This is a genomic window from Mesorhizobium silamurunense, from assembly GCF_014843905.1.
GTDB classification, from domain to species: Bacteria; Pseudomonadota; Alphaproteobacteria; order Rhizobiales; family Rhizobiaceae; genus Mesorhizobium; species Mesorhizobium silamurunense.
In genome coordinates this window covers 53,172-74,264 of the sequence record NZ_LPVS01000099.1, presented here as the reverse complement: position 1 = coordinate 74,264, position 21,093 = coordinate 53,172, and the positions used below count along the sequence as shown (strand labels likewise).

The 21,093-nt window shown below is 65.7% G+C and carries 21 protein-coding genes and 1 pseudogene; 5 read left to right on the top strand and 17 right to left on the bottom strand.

Annotated features, from left to right (window positions below; genetic code table 11):
* Positions 1–135: pseudogene (locus tag AU465_RS38060) on the bottom strand (GyrI-like domain-containing protein); the annotation flags it as partial.
* Here AU465_RS38060 and AU465_RS37880 point away from each other — a divergent pair.
* Positions 77–244, top strand: coding sequence for a hypothetical protein (locus AU465_RS37880; protein WP_446685772.1), 168 nt, complete (start codon positions 77–79; stop codon positions 242–244). The pseudogene AU465_RS38060 and the gene AU465_RS37880 sit on opposite strands and share 59 nt — an antisense overlap.
* Here AU465_RS37880 and AU465_RS29720 read toward each other — a convergent pair.
* Complete coding sequence (locus tag AU465_RS29720) at positions 213–1,007, bottom strand: ATP-binding cassette domain-containing protein (RefSeq protein WP_192256023.1); 795 nt, start codon at positions 1,005–1,007, stop codon at positions 213–215. The two genes, AU465_RS37880 and AU465_RS29720, sit on opposite strands and share 32 nt — an antisense overlap.
* Positions 1,008–1,211: 204 nt before the next feature.
* Here AU465_RS29720 and AU465_RS29715 point away from each other — a divergent pair, with 204 nt between their 5' ends.
* Genes AU465_RS29715 through AU465_RS29710 form a run of 3 tightly spaced genes read left to right on the top strand, consistent with a single transcriptional unit; the run spans position 1,212 to position 3,287 of the window.
* Positions 1,212–1,886: a cysteine hydrolase family protein gene (locus AU465_RS29715; RefSeq protein WP_192256018.1), complete on the top strand. Its 675-nt coding sequence runs from the start codon at positions 1,212–1,214 to the stop codon at positions 1,884–1,886.
* Positions 1,849–2,346, top strand: coding sequence for an antibiotic biosynthesis monooxygenase family protein (locus AU465_RS36825; RefSeq protein WP_246506537.1), 498 nt, complete (start codon positions 1,849–1,851; stop codon positions 2,344–2,346). The genes AU465_RS29715 and AU465_RS36825 overlap by 38 nt, the downstream gene beginning before the upstream one ends.
* A gap of 8 nt (positions 2,347–2,354) precedes the next feature.
* Positions 2,355–3,287, top strand: a complete 933-nt coding sequence (locus tag AU465_RS29710) for a sigma-70 family RNA polymerase sigma factor (protein WP_312891332.1) — start codon at positions 2,355–2,357, stop codon at positions 3,285–3,287.
* Positions 3,288–3,331: 44 nt separating this feature from the next.
* Here AU465_RS29710 and AU465_RS29705 read toward each other — a convergent pair whose 3' ends face one another.
* Positions 3,332–4,270 (bottom strand): LLM class flavin-dependent oxidoreductase, encoded by a 939-nt coding sequence (locus AU465_RS29705; protein ID WP_192256016.1) that lies wholly within the window; start codon positions 4,268–4,270, stop codon positions 3,332–3,334.
* 153 nt (positions 4,271–4,423) lie between these two features.
* Positions 4,424–4,573, bottom strand: a complete 150-nt coding sequence (locus AU465_RS29700) for a hypothetical protein (protein ID WP_082953811.1) — start codon at positions 4,571–4,573, stop codon at positions 4,424–4,426.
* A 301-nt stretch (positions 4,574–4,874) separates the two neighbouring features.
* On the opposite strand from AU465_RS29700, the gene AU465_RS29695 reads away from it, so the two are divergent.
* The gene (locus AU465_RS29695) at positions 4,875–5,642 is read left to right on the top strand and encodes an SDR family NAD(P)-dependent oxidoreductase (protein ID WP_192256015.1); all 768 of its coding nucleotides are present in this window, start codon (positions 4,875–4,877) and stop codon (positions 5,640–5,642) included.
* A gap of 66 nt (positions 5,643–5,708) precedes the next feature.
* On the opposite strand, the gene AU465_RS29690 is transcribed toward AU465_RS29695, so the two are convergent.
* The 13 genes from AU465_RS29690 to AU465_RS29630 form a co-directional block, all read right to left on the bottom strand.
* The gene (locus AU465_RS29690) at positions 5,709–6,653 is read right to left on the bottom strand and encodes an ABC transporter permease (RefSeq protein ID WP_192256013.1); all 945 of its coding nucleotides are present in this window, start codon (positions 6,651–6,653) and stop codon (positions 5,709–5,711) included.
* On the bottom strand, positions 6,650–7,705 hold the full coding sequence (locus AU465_RS29685; protein ID WP_192256011.1) for an ABC transporter permease: 1,056 nt from the start codon (positions 7,703–7,705) through the stop codon (positions 6,650–6,652). The genes AU465_RS29690 and AU465_RS29685 overlap by 4 nt, the downstream gene beginning before the upstream one ends.
* Complete coding sequence (locus AU465_RS29680) at positions 7,705–9,216, bottom strand: ABC transporter ATP-binding protein (protein ID WP_192256010.1); 1,512 nt, start codon at positions 9,214–9,216, stop codon at positions 7,705–7,707. The genes AU465_RS29685 and AU465_RS29680 overlap by 1 nt, the downstream gene beginning before the upstream one ends.
* 175 nt (positions 9,217–9,391) lie before the next feature.
* Complete coding sequence (locus AU465_RS29675) at positions 9,392–10,417, bottom strand: BMP family protein (protein WP_192256009.1); 1,026 nt, start codon at positions 10,415–10,417, stop codon at positions 9,392–9,394.
* A 328-nt stretch (positions 10,418–10,745) separates the two neighbouring features.
* Positions 10,746–12,824 (bottom strand): 3-hydroxyacyl-CoA dehydrogenase NAD-binding domain-containing protein, encoded by a 2,079-nt coding sequence (locus AU465_RS29670; RefSeq protein WP_192256008.1) that lies wholly within the window; start codon positions 12,822–12,824, stop codon positions 10,746–10,748.
* Positions 12,825–13,102: 278 nt separating this feature from the next.
* A complete protein-coding gene (locus AU465_RS29665; protein WP_192256007.1) occupies positions 13,103–14,050 on the bottom strand; it encodes an ABC transporter permease in 948 nt (315 codons plus the stop codon).
* A gap of 3 nt (positions 14,051–14,053) precedes the next feature.
* The gene (locus AU465_RS29660) at positions 14,054–15,031 is read right to left on the bottom strand and encodes an ABC transporter permease (RefSeq protein WP_192256006.1); all 978 of its coding nucleotides are present in this window, start codon (positions 15,029–15,031) and stop codon (positions 14,054–14,056) included.
* A 1-nt stretch (position 15,032) separates the two neighbouring features.
* Positions 15,033–16,496: a sugar ABC transporter ATP-binding protein gene (locus tag AU465_RS29655; RefSeq protein ID WP_192256005.1), complete on the bottom strand. Its 1,464-nt coding sequence runs from the start codon at positions 16,494–16,496 to the stop codon at positions 15,033–15,035.
* A 46-nt stretch (positions 16,497–16,542) separates the two neighbouring features.
* Positions 16,543–17,559: an ABC transporter substrate-binding protein gene (locus AU465_RS29650; RefSeq protein ID WP_192256004.1), complete on the bottom strand. Its 1,017-nt coding sequence runs from the start codon at positions 17,557–17,559 to the stop codon at positions 16,543–16,545.
* Positions 17,560–17,645: 86 nt separating this feature from the next.
* Positions 17,646–18,536, bottom strand: a complete 891-nt coding sequence (locus tag AU465_RS29645) for an SMP-30/gluconolactonase/LRE family protein (RefSeq protein ID WP_192256002.1) — start codon at positions 18,534–18,536, stop codon at positions 17,646–17,648.
* Positions 18,536–18,730 carry a tautomerase family protein gene (locus AU465_RS29640; RefSeq protein ID WP_192256000.1) on the bottom strand — a complete coding sequence of 65 codons (195 nt, stop codon included), beginning with the start codon at positions 18,728–18,730 and terminating at the stop codon, positions 18,536–18,538. The genes AU465_RS29645 and AU465_RS29640 overlap by 1 nt, the downstream gene beginning before the upstream one ends.
* 141 nt (positions 18,731–18,871) lie before the next feature.
* Positions 18,872–19,609 carry a response regulator transcription factor gene (locus AU465_RS29635; protein WP_192255998.1) on the bottom strand — a complete coding sequence of 246 codons (738 nt, stop codon included), beginning with the start codon at positions 19,607–19,609 and terminating at the stop codon, positions 18,872–18,874.
* On the bottom strand, positions 19,609–20,886 hold the full coding sequence (locus AU465_RS29630) for a GAF domain-containing sensor histidine kinase (protein ID WP_192255996.1): 1,278 nt from the start codon (positions 20,884–20,886) through the stop codon (positions 19,609–19,611). The genes AU465_RS29635 and AU465_RS29630 overlap by 1 nt, the downstream gene beginning before the upstream one ends.
* Between the last annotated feature and the right edge of the window lie 207 nt (positions 20,887–21,093).

The window sequence follows — 21,093 nt, the reverse complement described above, 5'->3', positions numbered from 1 at the left end:
CGGAGCCTGGGGGCCCGGCACGACCGGTGCCTGCACGGCTGCCGGCGGTGTCATGGGCTGCCGAGCGGGCGCCTGTGTGGCCGGCGCCGGCGTTGCCGGCTGCTCCTGCGCCAGCGCGATATCGGCCGAGGGAATGGGGCCCGCCGAAAGAATGACGGACACGGCCAGCGCCGCAAAAGAACTGTTCCGGGACAAGGCTCGTCCTCGCTTCCTCATTGCACGTAACCGATGGGCTGGCCGGTGACGGGATGCTTGAGCACCCCCATCTCGACGCCGAAAATGTCCTTGAGAACCTCGCCTTGCATGATCTCGGCGGGCGTGCCGCGCCTTAAGAGCCGGCCCTGCTTCAGCGCGATCAGCTCGTCGCAATAGCGCGCCGCCATGTTGGGGTCGTGCAGCACCACGACGACGCAAAGACCGCGCTTGCGGCTGAGGCCCCGGACCAGACCGAGCACCTCGACCTGATGCGCGATGTCGAGCGCCGAGATCGGCTCGTCGAGCAGCATCACGCCGGCATTCTGCGCCACCAGCATGGCAAGCCAGGCGCGCTGCCGCTCGCCGCCGGAAAGCTCGTCAACCAGCCGGTCGGCGAACGCGCTCATGTCGGTCAATGCCAGCGCCTCCTCGACATGACTTCTGTCTTGCGGCCCGAAACGGCCGAGCGCGCCATGCCAGGGATAGCGCCCGAGCGCCGCTAGCTCGCGCACGGTGAGGCCGGTCGCTGCCGGCGTAGTCTGCGGCAGGTAGGCTAGCGCCCGCGCCAGCTCGCGCGCGCCCCAGCCGCCGAGCGGGCGCTCGGCGAAGCGGATGTCGCCCGAGCTCGCTGGCTGCTGCCGCGCCAGAAGCTTGACCAGCGTCGACTTGCCGGAACCGTTGTGACCGATCAGCCCATAGACCCGCGAGCGCTGCAGTTCGAACGAGACTGGCCCGAGCAGCGTGCGCTCGCCGACGGCAAAGCTGACCGCTTCGACATGAAAGGCTGTCTGGGCACCTGCTCCGGTCAACATCCGTCTCCCAAGCGGCCGCTGCCTCGCCAGGCGGCCAACGCTGGTTGACTAGAAAACATGAGCTTTCTAGTCAACTCTAAAGGTGACTTTCTTGATCAACAAATCTCCGAGCCGCCCGATCGACGGCCCGGCGACACCGTGAGGTCTGGACGACGACGCCGTCGCTGGGCCACCATGCCGGTCGGCAAATCGAGGCAGCAGGCGATGATCAAGGCGACCCCGTTCGACTTCCCCTATGACGGCCGGCTGGTGCCGCAGAACACCGCCTTGCTCGTGATCGACCTGCAGGAGGACTTCCTGTCGCCGACGGGGTACTTCGCCAGGAAAGGCTATGATCCCTCGCCGCTGAGGGCGATCCTGCCGGCCGTGAACCGGCTGATTGCGATCGCCCGCGCCGCCGGCCTGACCATCGTCCACACCAGGCAAGGCTACCGCGCCGACATGGCCGACATGACGCCTTACGAGAAATGGCGCCGCAAACGGGCCGGACTTGACGGCACCGACATCCTGCTGCGCTCCAGCCCGGGCTTCCAGATCGTTTCCGACATAGAGGTCAAACCGCAAGACATCGTCGTCGACAAGACCTGCAACGGCGCCTTCACCTATACGGATCTGGAACTGATCCTGAGGGCGCGCGGCATCGCGCATCTCCTGTTCACCGGCTGCACGACCGATGTCTGCGTCCACACTACCTTGCGCGAGGCCTGCGACCGCAATTTCCAGTGCCTGACGATCGCGGACGCCTGCGCCAGCGGCGACCAAAAAGCGCACGAGGCCGCGCTACACATGGTGACGGTCGAGGATGGCGTGTTCGGCGCGCTGACGGACTCGGAGGCTGTTATTGCTGCGCTATCGCGGCTCGCGGCGGGAACGGGTTGAAGTCGAGATCACGCCACCGCAAGATCTGTTGGCCACAATTTTTTTGCATGCACCGTTCCGTTCCCGGCATCGCGTTCGTCTTGGCGGTTGTGACGATCGCGGAAGCCACCACGGCCTCCGCCGCCAGGACAAACGGAGCCAAGCCATGTCGACCGCAGTGACCTTGATCAATGTCTTTACCGCCACGTCCGGCAAGCAGCAGGACCTCGCAAGGGTGCTTGCCGAAGGGACGCGGAACTTCTTCAGCAAGCAGCCGGGCTCGCTGGCCTCGTCCGTGGTCGTCGGCGGCGACGGCAGCAAGGTGGTCAACATCTCGCAATGGCGCTCGGCCGAAGACATCGCCGCCTTCCGGAGCGATCCCCGCTTCGCCGATTACATGAAGACGATTCTCGAGCTTGGAACGGGCGAGAGCGTGATGGGCCACACCAGCTATTCCCATACGGCTGGCGTGGAGAACTAGGAGGCTGCGTGACCGGTTCGCATGACCATCCCGTTGCGACGACCGAGGCCAGGCTTCGCGCTTTCGAGCGCGAAGCCGCCGGCTTGAGAGCCCGGTTGCACCGCTATTGCTCGCGGATGGTGGGATCGGTCATCGATGGCGAGGACATCGTCCAGGAGGCTTTGGCCAAAGCTTTCGTGGCGATCAGGAATGGAGATATGCCCGAAAAGACCGAGTCCTGGCTGTTTCGCATCGCGCACAATTCAGCGCTTGATTTCCTGCGCAAGCGGACCCGTTCGCGGATGAGCGAAAGCGAGGTCGAGATCGATGCGATCGCCGACGAAGATTCCCCCATCGATGCGCGTATCGCCGCCGAGGCGAGCCTTGCCGAGCTGATGCAATTGCCGCCGGCACAGCGATGCACTGTCGTTCTGAAGGATGTGCTCGGCCACAGCCTCGAGGAGATCGGCGAGATCCTCGAAACCACCGAAACGGCAATCAAGGGCGCGCTGCAGCGAGGTCGCGAGAGCCTGCGCAAGCTCGCCGCCGCGCCACGGGCGGCATCGTCGCGCCCGACCCTCAACCGAGAGGATATGCGGCGCCTCGGCGACTATGTCGCGGCCTTCAACGCCCGGGATTTCGACGCCTTGCGCGGCCTGCTTGCCTACGACGTGAAGCTGGAACTGGTCAATCGGCTTCGCGCCGAAGGCAAGGAATATGTCGGCAATTATTTTGGCCGTTATTCCGACGAGACGCACTGGCACTTCACCACCGGCCTCGTCGAAGGCCGGCCCGCCATCCTGGTCACCAGCCCGGATCGTCCGGACGGGCCGCCGCGCTACTTCATCCTCATCGATTGGGAGAATGGCCGGATCGCCGGCATCCGCGATTTCCTCTTCGCGGACTATGTCATGGACGGCGTCGACTATGCCCCGCAGCCACCATCGTCCGTCGATCCTTGATGAGACCGACGGCCGCGCCGGCGGTCTCACCTCGATCTGAAATCTCAGCGGAGCTGTGCCTCGGTAAAAGAGCGCGACGCAAACGTTTCTGGCGGCGGAGTGTCGGCTTCGCGCCGCGCCAGCGAATTCGCGATCAGCGTGACCGTCTCGCGGCCGATCCGGGCAATCTCACTGGAACGGTCGATGCCGCCGATCATGTATTCCTCGATGCCGAGCGCTGCGTAGGGCAGCAGCGAGAGTGCAAGCCGTGCCGGCGGCCCCGCGACCTCGACCGCCTTGTGGTCGGAGGCGCCCGACCAGCCTTCGGGGCGAATGCGGGCGGGAAGCGCGAAGCGCAGCTTGCCGGCACGACCATGCTCGGCGGCGGCGCTGCGCACACGCTGCATCAACTGCGCGACTTCGTCCGGCGAGCCTGCCGCCAGCTCGAAGATGTCGGCGTGCCTGCCGGCGACCTTCAGCGCGGTGCCGGACTGCCCGCCGAGACGGATCGTCAGGTCGGCGCCATGCGGGCCCTTGCGCGGCACGTAACCGCCTCTGACGCTGTAGAAGGCGCCTTCGTGATCGAAAGGCTTGTCGTTCGACCAAAGGCGCTTCAACAGCACCAGATATTCGTCGATGCGCTGCCACACCACGCTGTGGCCGACGGGCCGCGCCTCGGCGTCGCTGTCCTCGAGCGGCTCGCTCAGCATCCGAAGCGACAGGCGGCCGCCGCTCTTGGCGTCGAGCGCCGCAAGCTGCCTTGCCGCCACCGTCGGCTCGATCACGCCGGCCCAGTGCGTCAGCGCGACTTCCAGCGACGCCGTGCGGTCGAGCGTCTGGGCGGCGATATCCATATTGGTGAGCAGGCCGGCCGGGTCGTCGACCACCAGCTTGCGGAAGCCCGCATCCTCGATCAGCGACAGCTTGGTCGCGGTCTCGGCGAAATCATAGAAGAAGCTGCCATTGGCAGGCTTACCGGGAACATGCGTGAACTCGATCGGCATTGCCATCGCCTCCATCACGTTGGTCGCCCCGCTTCGAAACCCTCGAATTGAAATTCATGCGCAGGCGCACGACAGCGCGCCGGCACGCGGCCAGTTTCAACTCCAATCACTCGACTCGGTTTTTTTGTCTTGCGGGACCTCGTCCCGATGCGGTCAGGGTATGATCCCGAGCACCACCGCGCCGGTGAACACGAACGCCAGCGCGAAAACGAGATAGGCGAAGGTGCCGCCATAGGCGGGCCTCCAGCTCTGGTCGGCGGTCAGCCTCTGGCCCTTGCGCTGAGCATTTTGCATGTAGGTCATGGTCGAGCCTCCGTCTCGGCCATTAATCTATAAAGTTAGTAGACTTTGTCGATTGCTATTTTCGGGTAATTTTTGAAACCACATTCTCAGAACCGGCCAATAGGTGGTTTTTCTTGCCCTTCCAGAGGAGAGGGTCCGATCGTCAACCCATGCGACGCCGACTTTGACTGAGCTGCGATCCGCCGGTCCAAGCAGCCTCCCGACGCCAAAAAGCCCTTTGTTCGACAAGGCTTGGCCATGCCGAGCGTCGGCGGTAGCATCTGCCCCGAACGAAAAAGGACCTCGGAACAGGACGGAGAAAATGGGTGGAAGGCTGGCGGGCAAGGTCGCGATCATCTCGGGAGGCGCGACGGGCATGGGCGGAGCGGCTTCCGAGCTGTTTGCTGCCGAAGGCGCCAAGGTGGCGATCATCGACCGCAACGGCGAGGCGGCCGGCAAGACCGCTGCGGCGATCCGCGACCGCGGCCACGTCGCCGAGCATTTCGTGGCCGACGTCTCGGATGAAGCCCAGGTCGAAGCGGCGGCGAAGGCAGCGGCCGAAAAATTCGGCCCGGTCACCGTGCTGTTCAACCACGCCGGTACGATCGTGATAAAGCCCTTCCTGGAGACGACGCTCAAGGAATGGGACTGGCTGCATGCGGTCAACGTGCGTTCGATGTTCCTGATGACGCGCGCGGTGCTGCCTGGCATGATCGCCGCCGGCGGCGGCTCGATCGTCTGCACCTCGTCCATCTCGGCGGTGGCGGCGACGCCGAACGAAGTGCTCTACGACACCACCAAAGGCGCCTGCCACATGTTCGCGCGCGCCATCGCGGTGGAGTTCCGCGACCGCAACATCCGCTGCAATGCCGTCTGCCCCGGCTTCATCCGTACGCCGCACGGCCTGCGCGAGGTGGCGGACCTCGGCAAGCTCGGCGTCGATGTTTCCGATGCCGCCATGGCCGCGCAGCAGGGCCGCATCGGCGAACCTGAGGAAGTGGCGAAGGCCGCGCTGTTCCTGGCCAGCGACGAATCGAGCTTCGTCAATGGCGCGCATCTCTTCGTCGACAACGCCTTCACGGCGATCTGAAGCTTTGCAGAATCTAGGTTCCTCGCCCCCGCGAAGCGGGGGAGAGGAACCCAAGCTTTGCTTGCTCTACCGTTCTTCCCGCCGGAATGGCTTCAACAGCGCCGACGGCGCAACCGCATTGCGCGACATGAAGGCCATGGCGATGATGGTGAAGATGAAGGGCAGCATCAGGAACGCCTCATAGGGGATATGCCCGAGTCCGCTCGCCTGCATCCTGAGCTGCAGCGCGTCGACGAAAGCGAAGAGCAGCGCCGCGCCTGCCGAGCGCCACGGATCCCAGCGGCCGAACACGACCAGCGCGATCGCCACCCAGCCGCGGCCCGACACCACGCCGAAGGTGAAAGCGTTGAACTGCGCCATGGTGAGGAAGGCGCCGGCAAGCCCCATCAGCGCGCCGCCAAGGATCACCGCCTGGAAGCGGGTGGCAATCACGCTGACGCCGGCCGAATCGGCGGCACGCGGGTTTTCGCCGACCATGCGCACCGACAGACCCCAGGGCGTGCGGTAGAGCACGAAGGCGGCAAGCGGGATGGCGACGATTGCCAGATAGACCAGCGTGAACTGGTTGAACACCGCCGGGCCGAGGATCGGGATGTCCGAAAGGATCGGGATCGGCACGGGCTTGAAGCCGTCGATGCTCGGCGGCACCGACTGCTGGCCGAAGATCAGCCTGTAGAGGAAATAGGCAAGGCCGGATGAGAACAGCGTCACGCCGATGCCGCAGACATGCTGGCTGAGGCCGAGCGCCACCGTGAACAGCGCGTGCAGCGCCCCCATCAGCGCGCCGACAAGCACGGCAACCAGCACGCCCAGCCACAGGCTGCCGCTGAGGCTGGCGGCGGTAAAGCCGGCCATGGCCGACAACAGCATGATGCCTTCGATGCCGAGGTTGAGCACGCCTGCGCGCTCGGAGAACATTTCGCCGAGTGTGGCGAAGGCGAGCGGCGTCGCGATGCGGATGATGGCGGCCAGGAAGCCGACCTGGAAGATCTGCTCGAACACCGCGCTCATGCCGACGCTCCCACGCGGCGGATGCGATAGGCGGTGAAGAGCAACGCCACCAGCATGGCGAGCAGCGCCGTGCCTTGGATGACGTCGCTCAGAAAAGCCGGCACGCCGGTTGCGCGCGACATCGCCTCGGCGCCAGTCATGACAGCGGCAAGGAAGATCGCCGCCGGCACCACGCCGAGCGGATTGAGGCGGGCGAGCATCGCGACGACGATGCCGGAGTAGCCGTAGCCCGGCGAGATGTCGCTCATCACCTGGAAGTGCACGCCGCCGACCTCACCGACGCCGGCGAGCCCAGCCAGCGCGCCGGAGAGCAGCGCGGTGGAAAGCAGCACGCGCTGCACGTTGATGCCGCCATAGCGTGCCGCTTCCGGGTTCTCGCCGGTGACGCGGATCCGGAAGCCGAGCGTGGTGCGCGCGATCAGGAACCAGCAAAGGGGTGCTGCAATCAGCGCCACGACGACGCCGAGATGCAGCCGCGTGCCCTCGATCAGCACCGGGAAATTGGCGGAATCCTCGATGGGCGGCGAGATCGGATAGCCGCTGAACGTGTCCTTCCACGGTCCCTCGATCAGCGCCATCAGCGCATAATAGATCACCGAGTTGAGCAGCAGCGAGCTCACCACGTCGTCGACCTTGAATTTTACGCGCAGCGTCGCCGGAACGAGCGCCACGACGGCGCCGGCGGCCGCACCCGCCAGCGCCATCAGAAGCATGGCGAGGTAACCCGGCATCGGGATCGCGCCGACGGCGCAGCTTGCCACCGCGCCGGCCAGCAGCTGGCCTTCGGCGCCGATGTTCCAGAACTTGGCGCGGAAGGCGATTGCCACCGCGAGGCCGGTGAAGATCATCGGCGCGGCCCGCACCAGCGTCTCGGTGATGGCGTAGCTGTCGCCGAGCGAGGCCGACAGCATCACACCGTAGGCTTCGATAACACCGGCGCCTGCTACGGCGATGAGGCCGCTGCACAAAACCAGCGCGACCGCGATGGCCAGCAGCGGCAGCGCGAGATTGAACCAGGCGGGTGTGGAGGTGCGGGCTTCGAGACGAAACATCAGGCGTGCCCCTCCGCGCCGGTCATCATCAGGCCGAGCCTTGCGACAGTGGCGTCAGCACCAGAAAGCGTGCCGGCGATGCAGCCCTCATACATCACCGCGATGCGGTCCGAGAGCATCAGCAATTCTTCGAGATCCTCGCCTATGACGATGATGCCGCAGCCCTTGGCGCGCATTGCCAGAAACTTCTCGTGAATGAAGCGGGCGGCGCCGATGTCGAGACCGCGTGTCGGCTGCGAGACGATCAGCACCTTTGGGTCGAAGGCGAGCTCGCGTGCCAGCAGCGCCTTCTGCAGGTTGCCGCCGGAAAGCGCGCCGGCGCGCGCCATCGGCCCCGGGCAGCGTATGTCATAGGCCTTGATCTGTTCTTCGGCGAAGGCGCGGATCGCGGCGGGATCGAGCAGGCCTTTGCGGCTGAAGGCCTCGGTGCCGATGCGCGGCAGCACCATGGAATCGGCGAGCGGCAGGTTGGTGACCAGCCCGGTCGTCATCCGGTCCTCCGGGATGCGGCCGAGCCCGAGCGCCTGCAGCTCGCGCGGCGAGAATTGCGCAACCGCTTTGCCGGCTATCGTCATCGTACCGGTCTTTGGCGGCAGCATGCCGGAGATCACATCGGCAAGCGCCCGCTGGCCGTTGCCGGAAACGCCGGCGATGCCGAGTATCTCGCCCGCTCGGACCACGAGCGACACCTCGCGCAGCGGCGTGCCGCCATGACCGACCGTGGAGATGCCGTCCAGCGTCAACACGGAGGCGCCGGGCGTCGACGCCCCCTTCGCCGGCGGCGCGATTTCGTGGCCGCACATCAGCTTGGCCATCTCGGCCGACGTCGTGCTGGCCGGATGATCGACGCGGCCGGCGACCTTGCCGTGCCTGAGCACCACGCAGCGATGGGTGAGCGCCCTGACTTCGTTCAGCTTGTGCGAGATGAAGATGATGCCGAGCCCTTGGCCCACCATCGAGCGCAGCGCGGCGAACAGGCCGTCGACCTCGCTCGGCGCCAGCACCGCCGTCGGCTCGTCGAGGATCAAAAGCTTCGCGCCGCGAAACAACGCCTTGATGATTTCGAGCCGCTGCTGCTCGCCGACCGACAGCGCCGAGACCGGCAGGTCGGGGGCGAGACTCAAGCCGTGCCGACGGCCGATCTCCTTGAGCCGCGCCAGCCCGCCGGAGCGGTCGATGCGACCGGATTTGCCGGGAATGCCTATCAAAAGGTTTTCCAGCACCGTCAGGCGCGGCGCCAGATGGAAATGCTGGTGCACCATGCCGATGCCGGCGGCCAAGGCATCGGCCGAACTGTGGATGGCGACCGGCCTGCCTTCGACCAGGATCTCGCCGGCGTCCGGCGCATAGGCGCCGAACAGCACGTTCATCAGCGTCGTCTTGCCGGCGCCGTTCTCGCCGAGCAGGCCGAGGATCTCGCCGGGCGCCACGCTGAGATCGACGGTCTCGTTCGCCTTGACGGCGCCGAAGCTCTTGGTGATGCCGCGCATTTCGATGAGGGGGGCGGACAAGGGGATGCTCCTGCGCTGATACCCCTCCCCCTCGAGGGGAGGGTGCCGAGCGAAGCGAGGCGGGAGGGGTCGCCTCAACCGCCTCGACGTTGATTTTGAAGATGGAGCGCGTCGCGGGCGACCCCTCCCGACCCTGCGGGCTACCCCTCCCCTCAAGGGGGAGGGGTAGCCGCGCTCAATCCGAAACCGGCGTGTTCTCGTCGACGTCGACGCGGAAATTGCCTTCCAGAATCTCGGCCTTCTTCTTCTCGACCAGGTCCTTGACCTCGGCCGGCAGCGTCTTGTCGAACTTGTGGTAAGGCGCGAGATAGGAGCCGCCCTTGGCCATGCGCGAAAAGTCGCCATAGTCCTGCGCGGTGAAGACGCCGGCCTTGACCAGCTTGATCGCCTGCTCGACCGTCGGATACATGTCCCAGACCGGGCCGGTGACGACCGTGTCGGGGCCGAGGCTCGACTGGTCGGACATGTTGGAGATGGCAAGAATCTTCTTCTCCACCGCCGCCTCGATGACGCCGAAGCGCTCCGCATAGATGACGTCGACGCCGGCATCGATCTGCGCCACCGCCGCTTCCTTGGCCTTCGGCGGATCGAAGAAGGAGCCGATGAAGGCGACCTTCTTCTTGACGTTCGGGTTGACCTCTTTGGCGCCGGCGAAGAAGGCGTTGACCAGCCGGTTCACTTCCGGAATGCCCATCGCTGCGACCGCACCCACCGTGCCCGACTTCGACATCTTGCCGGCGATCATGCCGGAGAGATAGGCGGGCTCATGGATCCAGTTGTCGAAGACGCCGAAATTCGGTTCCGCCGGCCCGGCGCCGGAACCGAACAGCCACGCCGTCTTCGGGAACTGTTTTGCCGTGCGGCGCGATTCGCGCTCGGCCGCGAAAGCATCGCCCAGCACCAGCTGGTAGCCGCCCTGCGCATATTCGCGCATCACGCGGCTGAAGTCGGCGGTCTGCACCTTCTCCGACCATTTGTACTCGATGCCCAGTTCCTTCTCGGCCTTCTGCAAGGCGACATGGATCTGGTTGTCCCACGGCTCCTCGATCGGCGTGGCGAAGATCGCCGCCACCTTCAGCTTCTTGTCCTTGGCGAAGGCGGCATTCGGCAGCGCGGCCGCCGCCAGCCCCAGCTTGCCGAGTTCCAGCACGTTGCGCCGCGACAGGCCGGCGCGCTTCGTTTTGTTATGATCGTTTTCCATTGAAGTTCCCCTCTGTTCGACGGCCGTGTCGAGCCGGCCGTTCAATAAATGTCAGACGCCAAGACTATGGAACGGCGCCTGAGTTTTGTCCACATGGTCAAATTTGGCTTTGTCGCCGCCGCGTTCGTCATCCACGGGCGGAGCAGGGAGCGTAGCGACGCAGCGCAAACCCGAGGATCCATGCCGTAACGTTCGAGCGCCGCAATGGTGCAGAACTAGCGAGGGCAGCGCCGGCGCTCGTTCTGCACCGTCGCATTCTCGGTTTGATGTAACGGCATGGATTCCAGGGTCTACACTTCGCTTCGCCCTGGAATGACGAAGCAAGGGGTTAGGCCGGCCTACCGACAACACCCTCCCAGTTCCCCTTCTCCGCAAACCTCCTCAGCAGTGGCGCCGGTTCGAAAATCGCCCGGCCGGTTTGCCGGTGCCAATACTCCAGCCGCTCGACGATCCTGGCCGCGCCGTCGAGCCCGGCCCAGAACATCGGCCCTCCCTTGCCGACGGGAAAGCCGTAGCCGTTCGCCCAGACGACATCGATATCGGACGCCCGCGCTGCGATGCCTTCCGCCAGGATCCTCGCGCCCTCGTTGACCAGGGGATAGAGCGTGCGTTCGATGATTTCTTCCGCGCCGATCGCGCGCGCTTCGACGTCTTGCTCTGCCGCCTTGGCGAGGATCAGCGCCTCGACTTCGGGATCGGCCACCGGTTCGCGCGAGCCGCTTTCGTAGCGATACCAGCCGCGCCCGGTCTTCTGGCCGAAGCGCCCTTGCTCGCACAGCGTATCGGCAATCACCGCCGTCTGGCCGCGCGCCTTGCGGTTGCGCCAGCCGATGTCGAGGCCGGCGAGATCGCCCATCTGGAACGGCCCCATCGGCCAGCCGAAGTCGGTGAAGGCCTTGTCGATCTTGCTGGGCGTTGCGCCCTCCAGCAGCAGGAACTCGTTCTCGGCGCCGCGCGCGGACAGCATGCGGTTGCCGACGAAGCCATGGCAGACGCCGACGACGACCGCCGCCTTGCCGATGCGTCGCGCCAGATCGACCACTGTCGCCAGCACATCGGGCGCAGTCTTTTCGGCGCGCACGATCTCCAAGAGCTTCATGACATTGGCCGGCGAGAAGAAATGCATGCCGAGCATGTCCTGCGGCCGGGAAATCGAAGCGGCGATCTCGTTGACGTCTAGATAGGAGGTGTTGGTGGCGAGGATGGCGCCGGGCTTGGCAACTGCATCCAGCTTGCCGAACACGTCTTTCTTGACCGCCATATCCTCGAACACCGCCTCGATGATCAGGTCGCATTCTGCAAGGTCGGCATAGTCGATGCTGCCCTTGAACAGGCCGAGCCGCTGCTGCTTGGCCTCTTCGCTGAGCGAGCCGCGACTGACCGACACGGCATAATTCTTCTCGATCGTCGCCAGCCCGCGCTGCAGCGCCTCGGCACTCGTCTCCAGCAGGGTCACCGGAAAGCCGCCATTGGCGAAAGCCATGGCGATACCGCCGCCCATCGTGCCGGCGCCGATGACGCCGACGCGGGCAATCTTGCGCTTGTGCAGATCCCTGCCGGGCACCTTCGCCGCCTCGCGCTCGGCGAAGAACAGATACCGCTGCGCGCGCGACTGGTCGCCGGCAACAAGCTTGAGGAAAAGCCGGCGCTCGGCCGCCAGCGCTTCGTCGAAAGGCAAGGTGATCGCATTGCGCGCGGCCCCGGCACAGGCGATTGGCGCCTCCAGCCCGCGCGCCTTCCTGGCAAGATCGGCCGCATGGACGTCGAAGGCTGCGAGATCGGTTTCGGCCAGACGATCATTGCGGTCGCGGACGGCGATGAACGGCCCGCCGCTAATAGCCATTTCGCTAGCGAAACGAATTGCTTCTGCCAGCAGATCGCCATCAAGCACCGCATCGACCAGTCCTGCCGCCTCTGCTTCGCCGGCCGAAATCGGCGTTCCCGAGACGATCATGCCGAGCGCCTTCGCGGCGCCTACCAGGCGCGGCAGGCGCACCGTGCCGCCGCCGCCCGGCAGTAGGCCGAGCTTCACTTCCGGCAGGCCGAGCTTGGCGTCTTGGTCGGCGACGCGAAAATGGCAGCCGAGTGCCAGCTCCAGCCCGCCGCCGAGCGCCGTGCCATGGATGGCTGCGACCGTCGGCTTGGCGATGGTTTCCAGCAAGGCGACGATGGCGCGCAGCTCCGGCTGCTCGACCGGCTTGCCGAACTCGGTGATGTCGGCGCCGGCGACAAAGGTGCGTCCAGCGCAGGCGATGACGATTGCACTGACGGCGGGATCGTCACGCAGCGCGACGAGCGCCTCATAGAGCGGCTTGCGGACATGAAAGCTCAGCGCATTGACCGGCGGATTGTCGATGGTGACCACCGCCACGCCATTCTCGTTCGCGACGCTGGCAGAACTGGACAAGCGGACCTCCCGAGATCGGTTGCGATCGCGGAAGGGTTTACTAGGCTGCGCCGCGAATGGAAACCGGATGTTGCGCTGGCACAATGCTTGTCCAGACAGGCAGCGACAGCGCGCTGAAGAAAGGCAACACCAAACGCTCTGACGAGCTCCGCCGATATTCAGGTCAGGCCGAGTCGAAAATGGTGGCATCCGAGAGCCGGAGCGGAACGTACTTGAAGTACGTGAGCACCGGAAGCGCAGGAAGCCGCCATTTGCAGGCCGGCATCACCTGAATATCGTCAGCGCACAGCCTTCTCCCCACCGGCCGCCGTAATCACCCCGACGATGATCAGCCCGGTCAGAACCAGCCGCACCCCGGCGCTGACGCCGAAGGTGTTGAGCATGGTGAGCAAAAGCACCAGGAACAGCCCGGCGCCCCACACACCCGGCACGTTGGCCTTGCCGCCGGCGACCGAGGTGCCGCCGATGACGACCACCGCGATCGAGGCGAGCAGATATTCGTTGCCGATATCGACATTGGCGCCGCGGAAGTAGCCCGCAAGCAACGCGCCGTCGATGCCGCCCAGCGCGCCGCACAGTGTGTAGGTGAGGAAGCGGATGCGGCCGACGTGGACACCGGCGAGCCAGGCGGCGCGGATGTTCTGGCCGATCGCCAGCACCGAGCGGCCATAGATCATGCGCTGCAGCGCGAGCGCCGCGCCAATGGTGAACAGCACCGTCAGGATCGCCAGCGCCGGAATGCCGAGGACCTGCCAGTTGGTGAAATCGGCAAAGCCAGGCGGCGGCTTGATCTGCAGGCCGCGGCCATAGCTGATGTCGACCGACTGGATGATGAAGCTCGCCGACAGCGTCGCGATGATCGGCGGGATCCTGAGCGCCCAGATCAGCAGGTAGTTGATGGCGCCGATCGCAGCGCCGCAGGCAAGCGCCGCAAGCAGCCCGACGAGGATCATGGAATCGCTGCCGCCCATGACCTTCATCGCCACGGCGCTCGCCAGTCCGATATTGGCCGGCAGCGACAGGTCGACATTGCCCGGCCCCAGCGTGATGACGAACATCTGGCCGACGCCGACGATGACGGTGAAGACGGCCAGCGAAAGCGCCGCCGTAACCATGCCGCCGGCGCCGTAGCCGCCGGTGAAGGAAACGGTCGCCGCCCACACCAAAAGAGCGCCGACAAAGGACCAGAGCCAAGGTTTTTCGAAGAGCATCCGCACAGAGGCCATGGCTCATCTCTCCCTGCGGCTGATCAGCACCCGCGCCGCCAGCACGATGATCAGGATCGCGCCGTTGGCGGCGACCTGCCAGTCGGGCGGGATGTGCATGAAGGTCAGAAGAGGCGAGGCGGCCAAAGCCAGCGTCAGCGCGCCGATGACGGCGCCGATCGGCGACACCCGGCCGCCGACGAACTCGCCGCCGCCGAGGATGACGCCGGCGATCGACAGCAGCGTGTAGCCGTTACCGATATTGGCATCGGCAGAGGTGGTGATGCCGATCAGCGCCATGCCGGACAGCACGCCGAACAGGCCGGTCAGCGCGAACAGCACGATCTTGGTGCGAAGCAGCGACCAGCCGGCGCGCCTGAGCGCCGCGGCGTTGCCGCCGGAACCGCGCAGGATCACGCCGTAGGAGGTGCGCATCAGGCCGAAATGCACAACAGCTGCGATGATCAGCGCCGCCAGGATCGGGAACGGGATGTAAGGCGGCTTGAAGGACATGATCGCCAGCAGCCAGTCGGGCGCCTTGCCGCCGGGTTTCGGCAGGATGAGGATGGCGAGCCCCTGCCAGACGAAGCTCATGCCGAGCGTCACCACGATCGAGGGCAGGTTGCGCAGATGGATCAGCGCGCCGAGCAGCGCGTAGACGCCGATCGAGCCAAGAAGCACCGCGACGCCGATGAGGGGAGCATCCCTGAGCCAGGTTGCGGTGACGCAGCCGACGAAGCCGACAAAGGTGCCGATCGACAGATCGAGCTCGTTGCCGGCGATGACGAACATCTGCGCGATCGTCGCCAGCGCGATCGGGATCGCCAGGTTCAGCATTAGGTTGAAGCCGAAATAGCTGATGGCGCGCGGGTTGAGCCAGGCGATGGCGATCAGCACCAGCGCCAGCGACAGCGCCGGCAAAAGGCTGCGCAGCATGCGCGCCCTGGCCCCACTGCCGCGCGGCGAGGATTTCGGCACCGTGCCGGGAACGATCGCCGTCATCTCAGGCCGCATCGCCGAACGAGGATTGGATGATTTTCTCCTCCGTCAGCTCGTCACGGCCGAGATTGGCGACGATCCGGCCGTTCTTGAAGACATAGACCTGGTCGCAATTGTCGAGCTCTTCGGTCTCGGTGGTGTACCAGAGGAAGGTGCGGCCCTTGGCGGCTTCCTCGCGCACGAGGTCGTAGACTTCGAGCTTGGTGCCGATGTCGACGCCGCGCATCGGATCGTCCATCAGCACGATCTCGGCGTCGGAGCCGAGCGCGCGGGCAAACAGCGCCTTCTGCTGATTGCCGCCCGACAGCGAGAAAATGTTGTTGTTCATGTCGGGCGTGCGGATGCCGATCTTCTTCTTCCAGAAGTCGGCGAACTCCGCCTCGCGCTGCGGCGAGATCAAAAGCCCGTTGCGCAGGCGCTGAAGCGAGCGGATGCCGATGTTCTGCGCGATCGACCATTGCGCGAAGATGCCGTCCGCCTGCCGGTCGCCGGCGACCAGCGCCACCGGCGCGGTCACCTCGACGCCCGCCTTGGCGCGCGAAGCCGCCGAGAAGATGGCAAGCAAGAGATCCGTCTGGCCGTGACCGGCGAGCCCCGCGAGCCCGATGATCTCGCCCGCGCGGGCGACAAGCTCCTTGCCGTCCTGCTGCCGTGCCGGGCGCGCCCGCACCCTGAGCGCGCCGACCTCGGTTTTCGTGGTTTCGGCGGCGGCCTTTTGATGTCCTTCGGCGCCACCCATGGCGGCGACCAGCTTGTCGCGATCGAACGCGCCGGCGGCATCGGCCGCGACCACCTTGCCGTCGCGCATCACCACGATGCGGTCGGCGTTCTGCAGCACTTCGCCCAGCACGTGCGAGATCAGGATGCAGCTGCCGCCCGAGGTGACGAATCGGCGCACGAAGGCGAGCAACTGGCCGGCCGTGTGCGCATCGAGCGAGGAGGTCGGCTCGTCGAGGATGACCAGATGCAGCGGCTCGCGGGTCAGCGTGAAGGCGCGCGCCACCTCGACCATTTGCCGCCGCCCGATCGAAAGGTCGCCGGCGACGTCGTCCGCCGAGATGCCGTGGTCCGGAAAGATCTCGTCGAGCTTGGTCTGGATGAGGTCGGCGGCCTTGCGCCGCCAGCCGAAGCCGGCGAGCGCGGGATGGTTGATGCGCGTGTTTTCGGCGACGCTGAGGTTGGGGCAGAGCGACAGCTCCTGGAAGACGCATCGAATGCCGAGCTCGAGCGCGCGCGCCACGGAATAGCTCGCTTCCGCATTGCCGCGCACCGCGATCTGCCCGCCGTCCGGCCGCAGCGTTCCCGCCACCATATGCATGAGCGTCGACTTGCCGGCGCCGTTATGCCCGACCAGTCCGACGCATTCGCCGGCGCCGACGTGGAAGTCGACGCCGTTAAGCGCCCGGACGGCGCCGAAATGCTTTTCGGCGCCGTCCAGCCTGACGATATCTGCAATAGCCTGGAGCATCCTCAACGTTACCCGTTTGGCGATGCGGCTGGCAACGGTCGCGCCGCTATTGCTTGATGTTGGCCTTGATGGCCGCGATGGCGTCTTCCTGTGTGTATTCGTGGGTGGCGACGCCGCCTTCCTTGATCTTCGGCAGCGCGGCCTCGAAATCGTCCTGGGTGAAGGCGAGATAGGGCACCAGCAGATCGTGCGGAATGTCCTTGCGGCCGTCGAGCACCTGCTGTGCCACCCAGAAGGCGAGCGTCGATACGCCGGGCGCGATCGAGGCGGACCAGGTCTTGTAGCCGTCCTTCTCCTTCTGCTCCTTCCACCACTTCAGCTCGTCCTGGCGGTTGCCCATGATGATGGTCGGGCGCGGCTTTCCGGCGGCGGCGAAGGCTTGCGCGGCGCCATAGCCGTCGCCGCCCTGATCGACGATGCCGACGACGTCGGGGAGCGAAGGCAGGATGGTCGCCACCGCTTTCTGCGCCGTGGTCTGGTCCCAGTCGCCGGTCACCGAGCCGACGATCTTGAACTCGGGATGGGCGGCGACGCCTTCGAGGATGCCGGCATGGATCGCATCGTCGATCGAGGTGCCGGCAAGGCCGCGGATCTCCAGCAAATTGCCGCCCTTCGGCTGGAACTTGGCCATCTGCTCGACTTCCTGCTTGCCCATGTCCTTGAAGTCGACGACGACGCGGTAGGCGCAAGGCTCGGTCACGGTGCCGTCGAAGGAGACGACCACGATGCCGGCATCGCAGGCCTGCTTGATGGCGCCGTTAAGCGCATCGGGCGAGGCGGCGTTGATAACGATCGCGTCATAGCCCTGCAGGATCAGGTTCTGCACCTGCGCTGCCTGCGTCGGCACTTCCTTGTCGGCGGTGGTGAAGACATCCGCCGCCGCCACCACCTTGTCGTCGACCGCCTTCTTGGTGACGATGCCGTAGCTGTCGAGCATCGCCTGGCGCCACGAGTTGCCGGCGTAATTGTTGGAGAAGGCGATCTTCTTGCCGCTCGTGTCGGCAAGCGCGGTGCCCGAGGCGAGCATGGCTGCAAGAGCGCTCAAGACCAGTAGTTTCTTCATGTCATTATCCTCCCAGATGTGTTGACTGCTGCACGTCCATCGGCCCTGCGGCCGGCTTCACTCCAATCCGATCCGAGCGCTCCCGCTCAAAACAGCCTCAGTCCCGGCACACGTACCCTCAGCCGGTAAAGCGAGGTCGACGCGGCGATGTAGAGACTCCTTAGGTCCTCGTCGCCGAAGGTGAAATTGGCACAGTCTTCGGGCGTTGGAATGACGCCGAGAAGCTCGCCGGAGGCGTCGAAGACATGGATGCCGCCGGGGCCGGTGCAATAGAGGTTGCCGCGGCTGTCGATCTTCATGCCGTCCGGCGCGCCCGGCTCGTCGCCCTCCGTCACCGCCCATACCGCGCCGCCATTGAGGTCGCCATTCGCTTCGACGCCGAACACCCTGATGTGGCCGCGCTCGGTGTCGTTGACGAAGAGCCTCGATTCATCGAGCGAGAAGCAGAGCCCATTGGGCTGCACGAAATCGTCAACAAGGAGCGTCAGCCGCGCGCCGTCGCCGTCGATCCGGTAGACGCCCTGGAACGCCAGCTCCTGCGGCCTCGGCACGCCGTAGTACTCCACCCGGCCATAAGTCGGATCGGTGAAATAGATCGAGCCTCCGGTGGCGACGACGATGTCGTTCGGACTGTTGAGCTGCTTGCCCTGGTGATGGGTGGCAAGAACCGTCGTCGCGCCGTTCGGTTCGGCGCGGGTGACACGGCTGGTTGCATGCTCGCAAGTCAGCAGCCGCCCCTGCCGGTCGAGCGTGTTGCCGTTGGCCTTGTGGCTGGGCTCACGGAACAGCTCGATCTCGCCGGAGGCGCCGCGCCGGTACATGCGGCTTTGCGGAATGTCGGAAAAGACCAGCCATTTCTCGTAAGGATGCCAGACCGGCCCTTCGATGAAGCCGTAGCCGGTGGCCAGCCGCTCCATCGCCGCATCGCCGACGACGTCGTCGAAGCCGGAATGACGGGCGCGCGCCGAGATCGACATTACGAGCCCTTTGGCTCTCGCACCGGCGTGCCGCCGACGAACCAGTCGCTGCCCGGCACATCCTCGATGACCACCCAGATCGCTTCCTTGGGCAACTCGGCGACTTCGCTGATCGCCTCGGTGATGCGGCGCGAGATCTCGTTCTTGCGCTTTTGCGAATGGCCCTCGAGTATCCGTATGCTGACGAACGGCATGGGCACCTCCCGGTATTCTTGTTTTTGCCCGACATTCTTGTTCTTGTCAGACAAAAGCCTAGTCGGGACGCAGCCAGGGCGATACGGGTCTAAGCGCAGCGCCGACTGTGGTTTTGCACAGTCGGCAGCTGTTCAAGGTCGCTACTCCTGTAACGGCGTCGCCTGCGCCAGCCAGGCGTCGAGCTGTTCCTGCTCGCGCCGCAGCGCGTCTATGTTGATCAGGCCGCGCGCCATGGCGAGATAGATCGCGCGGGTGCGCGAATTGAAGACCGACGCCTCGCCGGCGCCCTCGTCCGGTGGCACGATGCCCAGCTTGTCGTAGACATGCTTGATGCGGCTCTGCGCGCCGCGGATCGACAGGCCGCGCCGGGCCGCGATCGCCCGGTCGGTGAGGCCGAGCGCTATGTCGATCAGGCTTTCATATTCGCCGTCGGTGATGCCTTCGAACCGGTCCTGGACGCGATGCTGGATGCCGCGGATCTCGCGGTCGATGATGCAATGCCCCTCGCTGAACACGCCGCGCAGCGCCGAGCGCATGCCTTCTTCGGTCGCCGACTTCAGCACATAGCCATAGACCGATCCCGGCGGCACGATACGCGCCACGCCCCGCACATAAGCCTCGTCGGCGAAATTCGACCAGAACAGGATATGCGTGCCGGCGCGCCGGCTCCAGATGGCGCGGGCCACCTCGATGCCCGTCGCCTTGGGCAATTGCAGGTCGAGCACGACATGCGGCGGCTGCCGCTCGGCCGCGAGGTTGATGGCGTCCTCGCCGTCGCCGGCTTCGATCACCTCGACGTCGCCGGGCCACAATTGCTCGACGGTGCGCCGCGCGAAGGTGCGGTGCAGCCCGTCATTTTCGGCAATCATGACCAGCATCAGACCGCCTCCGCCAATGGCTTGCCCTCGGTCGCCGCGGCGCCTGGCGCCGAAACCTTGCCCTGCGCGGGCTCGCGGTCGATCTCGACGATCACCCGCGTGCCGCCGTTGCGGCCGGCCGGCTCGAAACGCAGCCGCGCCCCGACAAGGGCCGCCCGCGTATGCATGTGGCCGATGCCGCCTTGGGCGGCGGGGTCGACGGCGCCGCAGCCGTGCCCATCATCGGTGACGGTCACGCTGAACGTGCCTGGCGTCGATGCCAGCTGCACCTCGATGCGACTTGGCCCGGCATGGCGCACCGCATTGTTGATTGCTTCCTGCACGATCCGGTAGAGCGCCGTGCGCAGCGTTTCCGACAGGCTGTCGGCACTGCCGTCGCTCATGTCGGCGATGCGCACCGCGATCGGCGGCTTGGCCCTGGCGACGCTGCGGTTGAGATGCGCCTCGACGGCGTCGCGCAGGCCGAACAATTCCAAAACGCTGGGCCGCATGTCGTCGACGATGTGGCGCAGTTCCGCCAGGCAGCCCGCCACCTCCTGCTCGAGATCGGCAAGCTGGGCCGTCCGCGCCACGCCCCGGCTGCGGAAGGCCGAGACCTGACGCGCGATGCGGGCGAGATCGGCGAGCGTCTGGTCGTGCAGGTCCATCGCCATGCGGCGGCGCTCGCGCTCCATGCCCTCGGTCAGCTGCGAGGCGCCGACCCTCAGCAGTTCCGCCCGGTTGCGCGCCTCGCTTTCGGCGAGCATGGCGCGGCGCGCTTCCTCTGTCTGGATCAGCGCGAAGATATAGGGCCCGATGAGGTCGGCGCATTGCTGGGCGACGTCGACGTCGGCCTGCGTGTAACATCCGGCCTCGTGCCGGCTGATGTTGAGCGCGCCGATGACGCTGCCGCGCGCTCGCAGCGGTACGATGATGCGGCTGCGCAGCTTGGCTGCGAAGATCGGACCGTCGAAGGCTCCCTCGAAATGGAAGCGGTCGTCGACGAGCGCATTGTCGGACAACAGATAAGGCGTCTCGCCCCACAGCACGCGGCGGATCGGGCTGCCCTCGACCGGATGCTGCGCCAGATCGCTCCAGCTGGTGTGGAAGCCGGCCTCGTAGCAGGCATGCATGCGTCCATCGAGCGACAGCACCGCCAGGTCGATATGGTCGTGCGGGATGAGCGTGCCGATTTCGATCGCCGTCGCCCGGAACGCGGAGCCGGGATCGATATGCCCGGCCAAGGCCCGCGAGATCGCGAGCAGCCGATCGATCAGCTGGGGAGATACCTCCGACATGTCTCCTCCCTTGCCGCTGGACGAATGTCGGGGAAAGACGCGCAGCGCCAACCATATGGCGCGGCTTCGCTCCCGTTTCCCGAATTCCTCCCTGCGAGCGAAATAGTGGGCGCTTGACGGTACAGCTGTCAACGAGGGCTTACACAGCGGCAGGCCGATCAACTTCAGGTGCGACGATTGAAAAGCCGCCGGCTCCTGGTCTAGGAA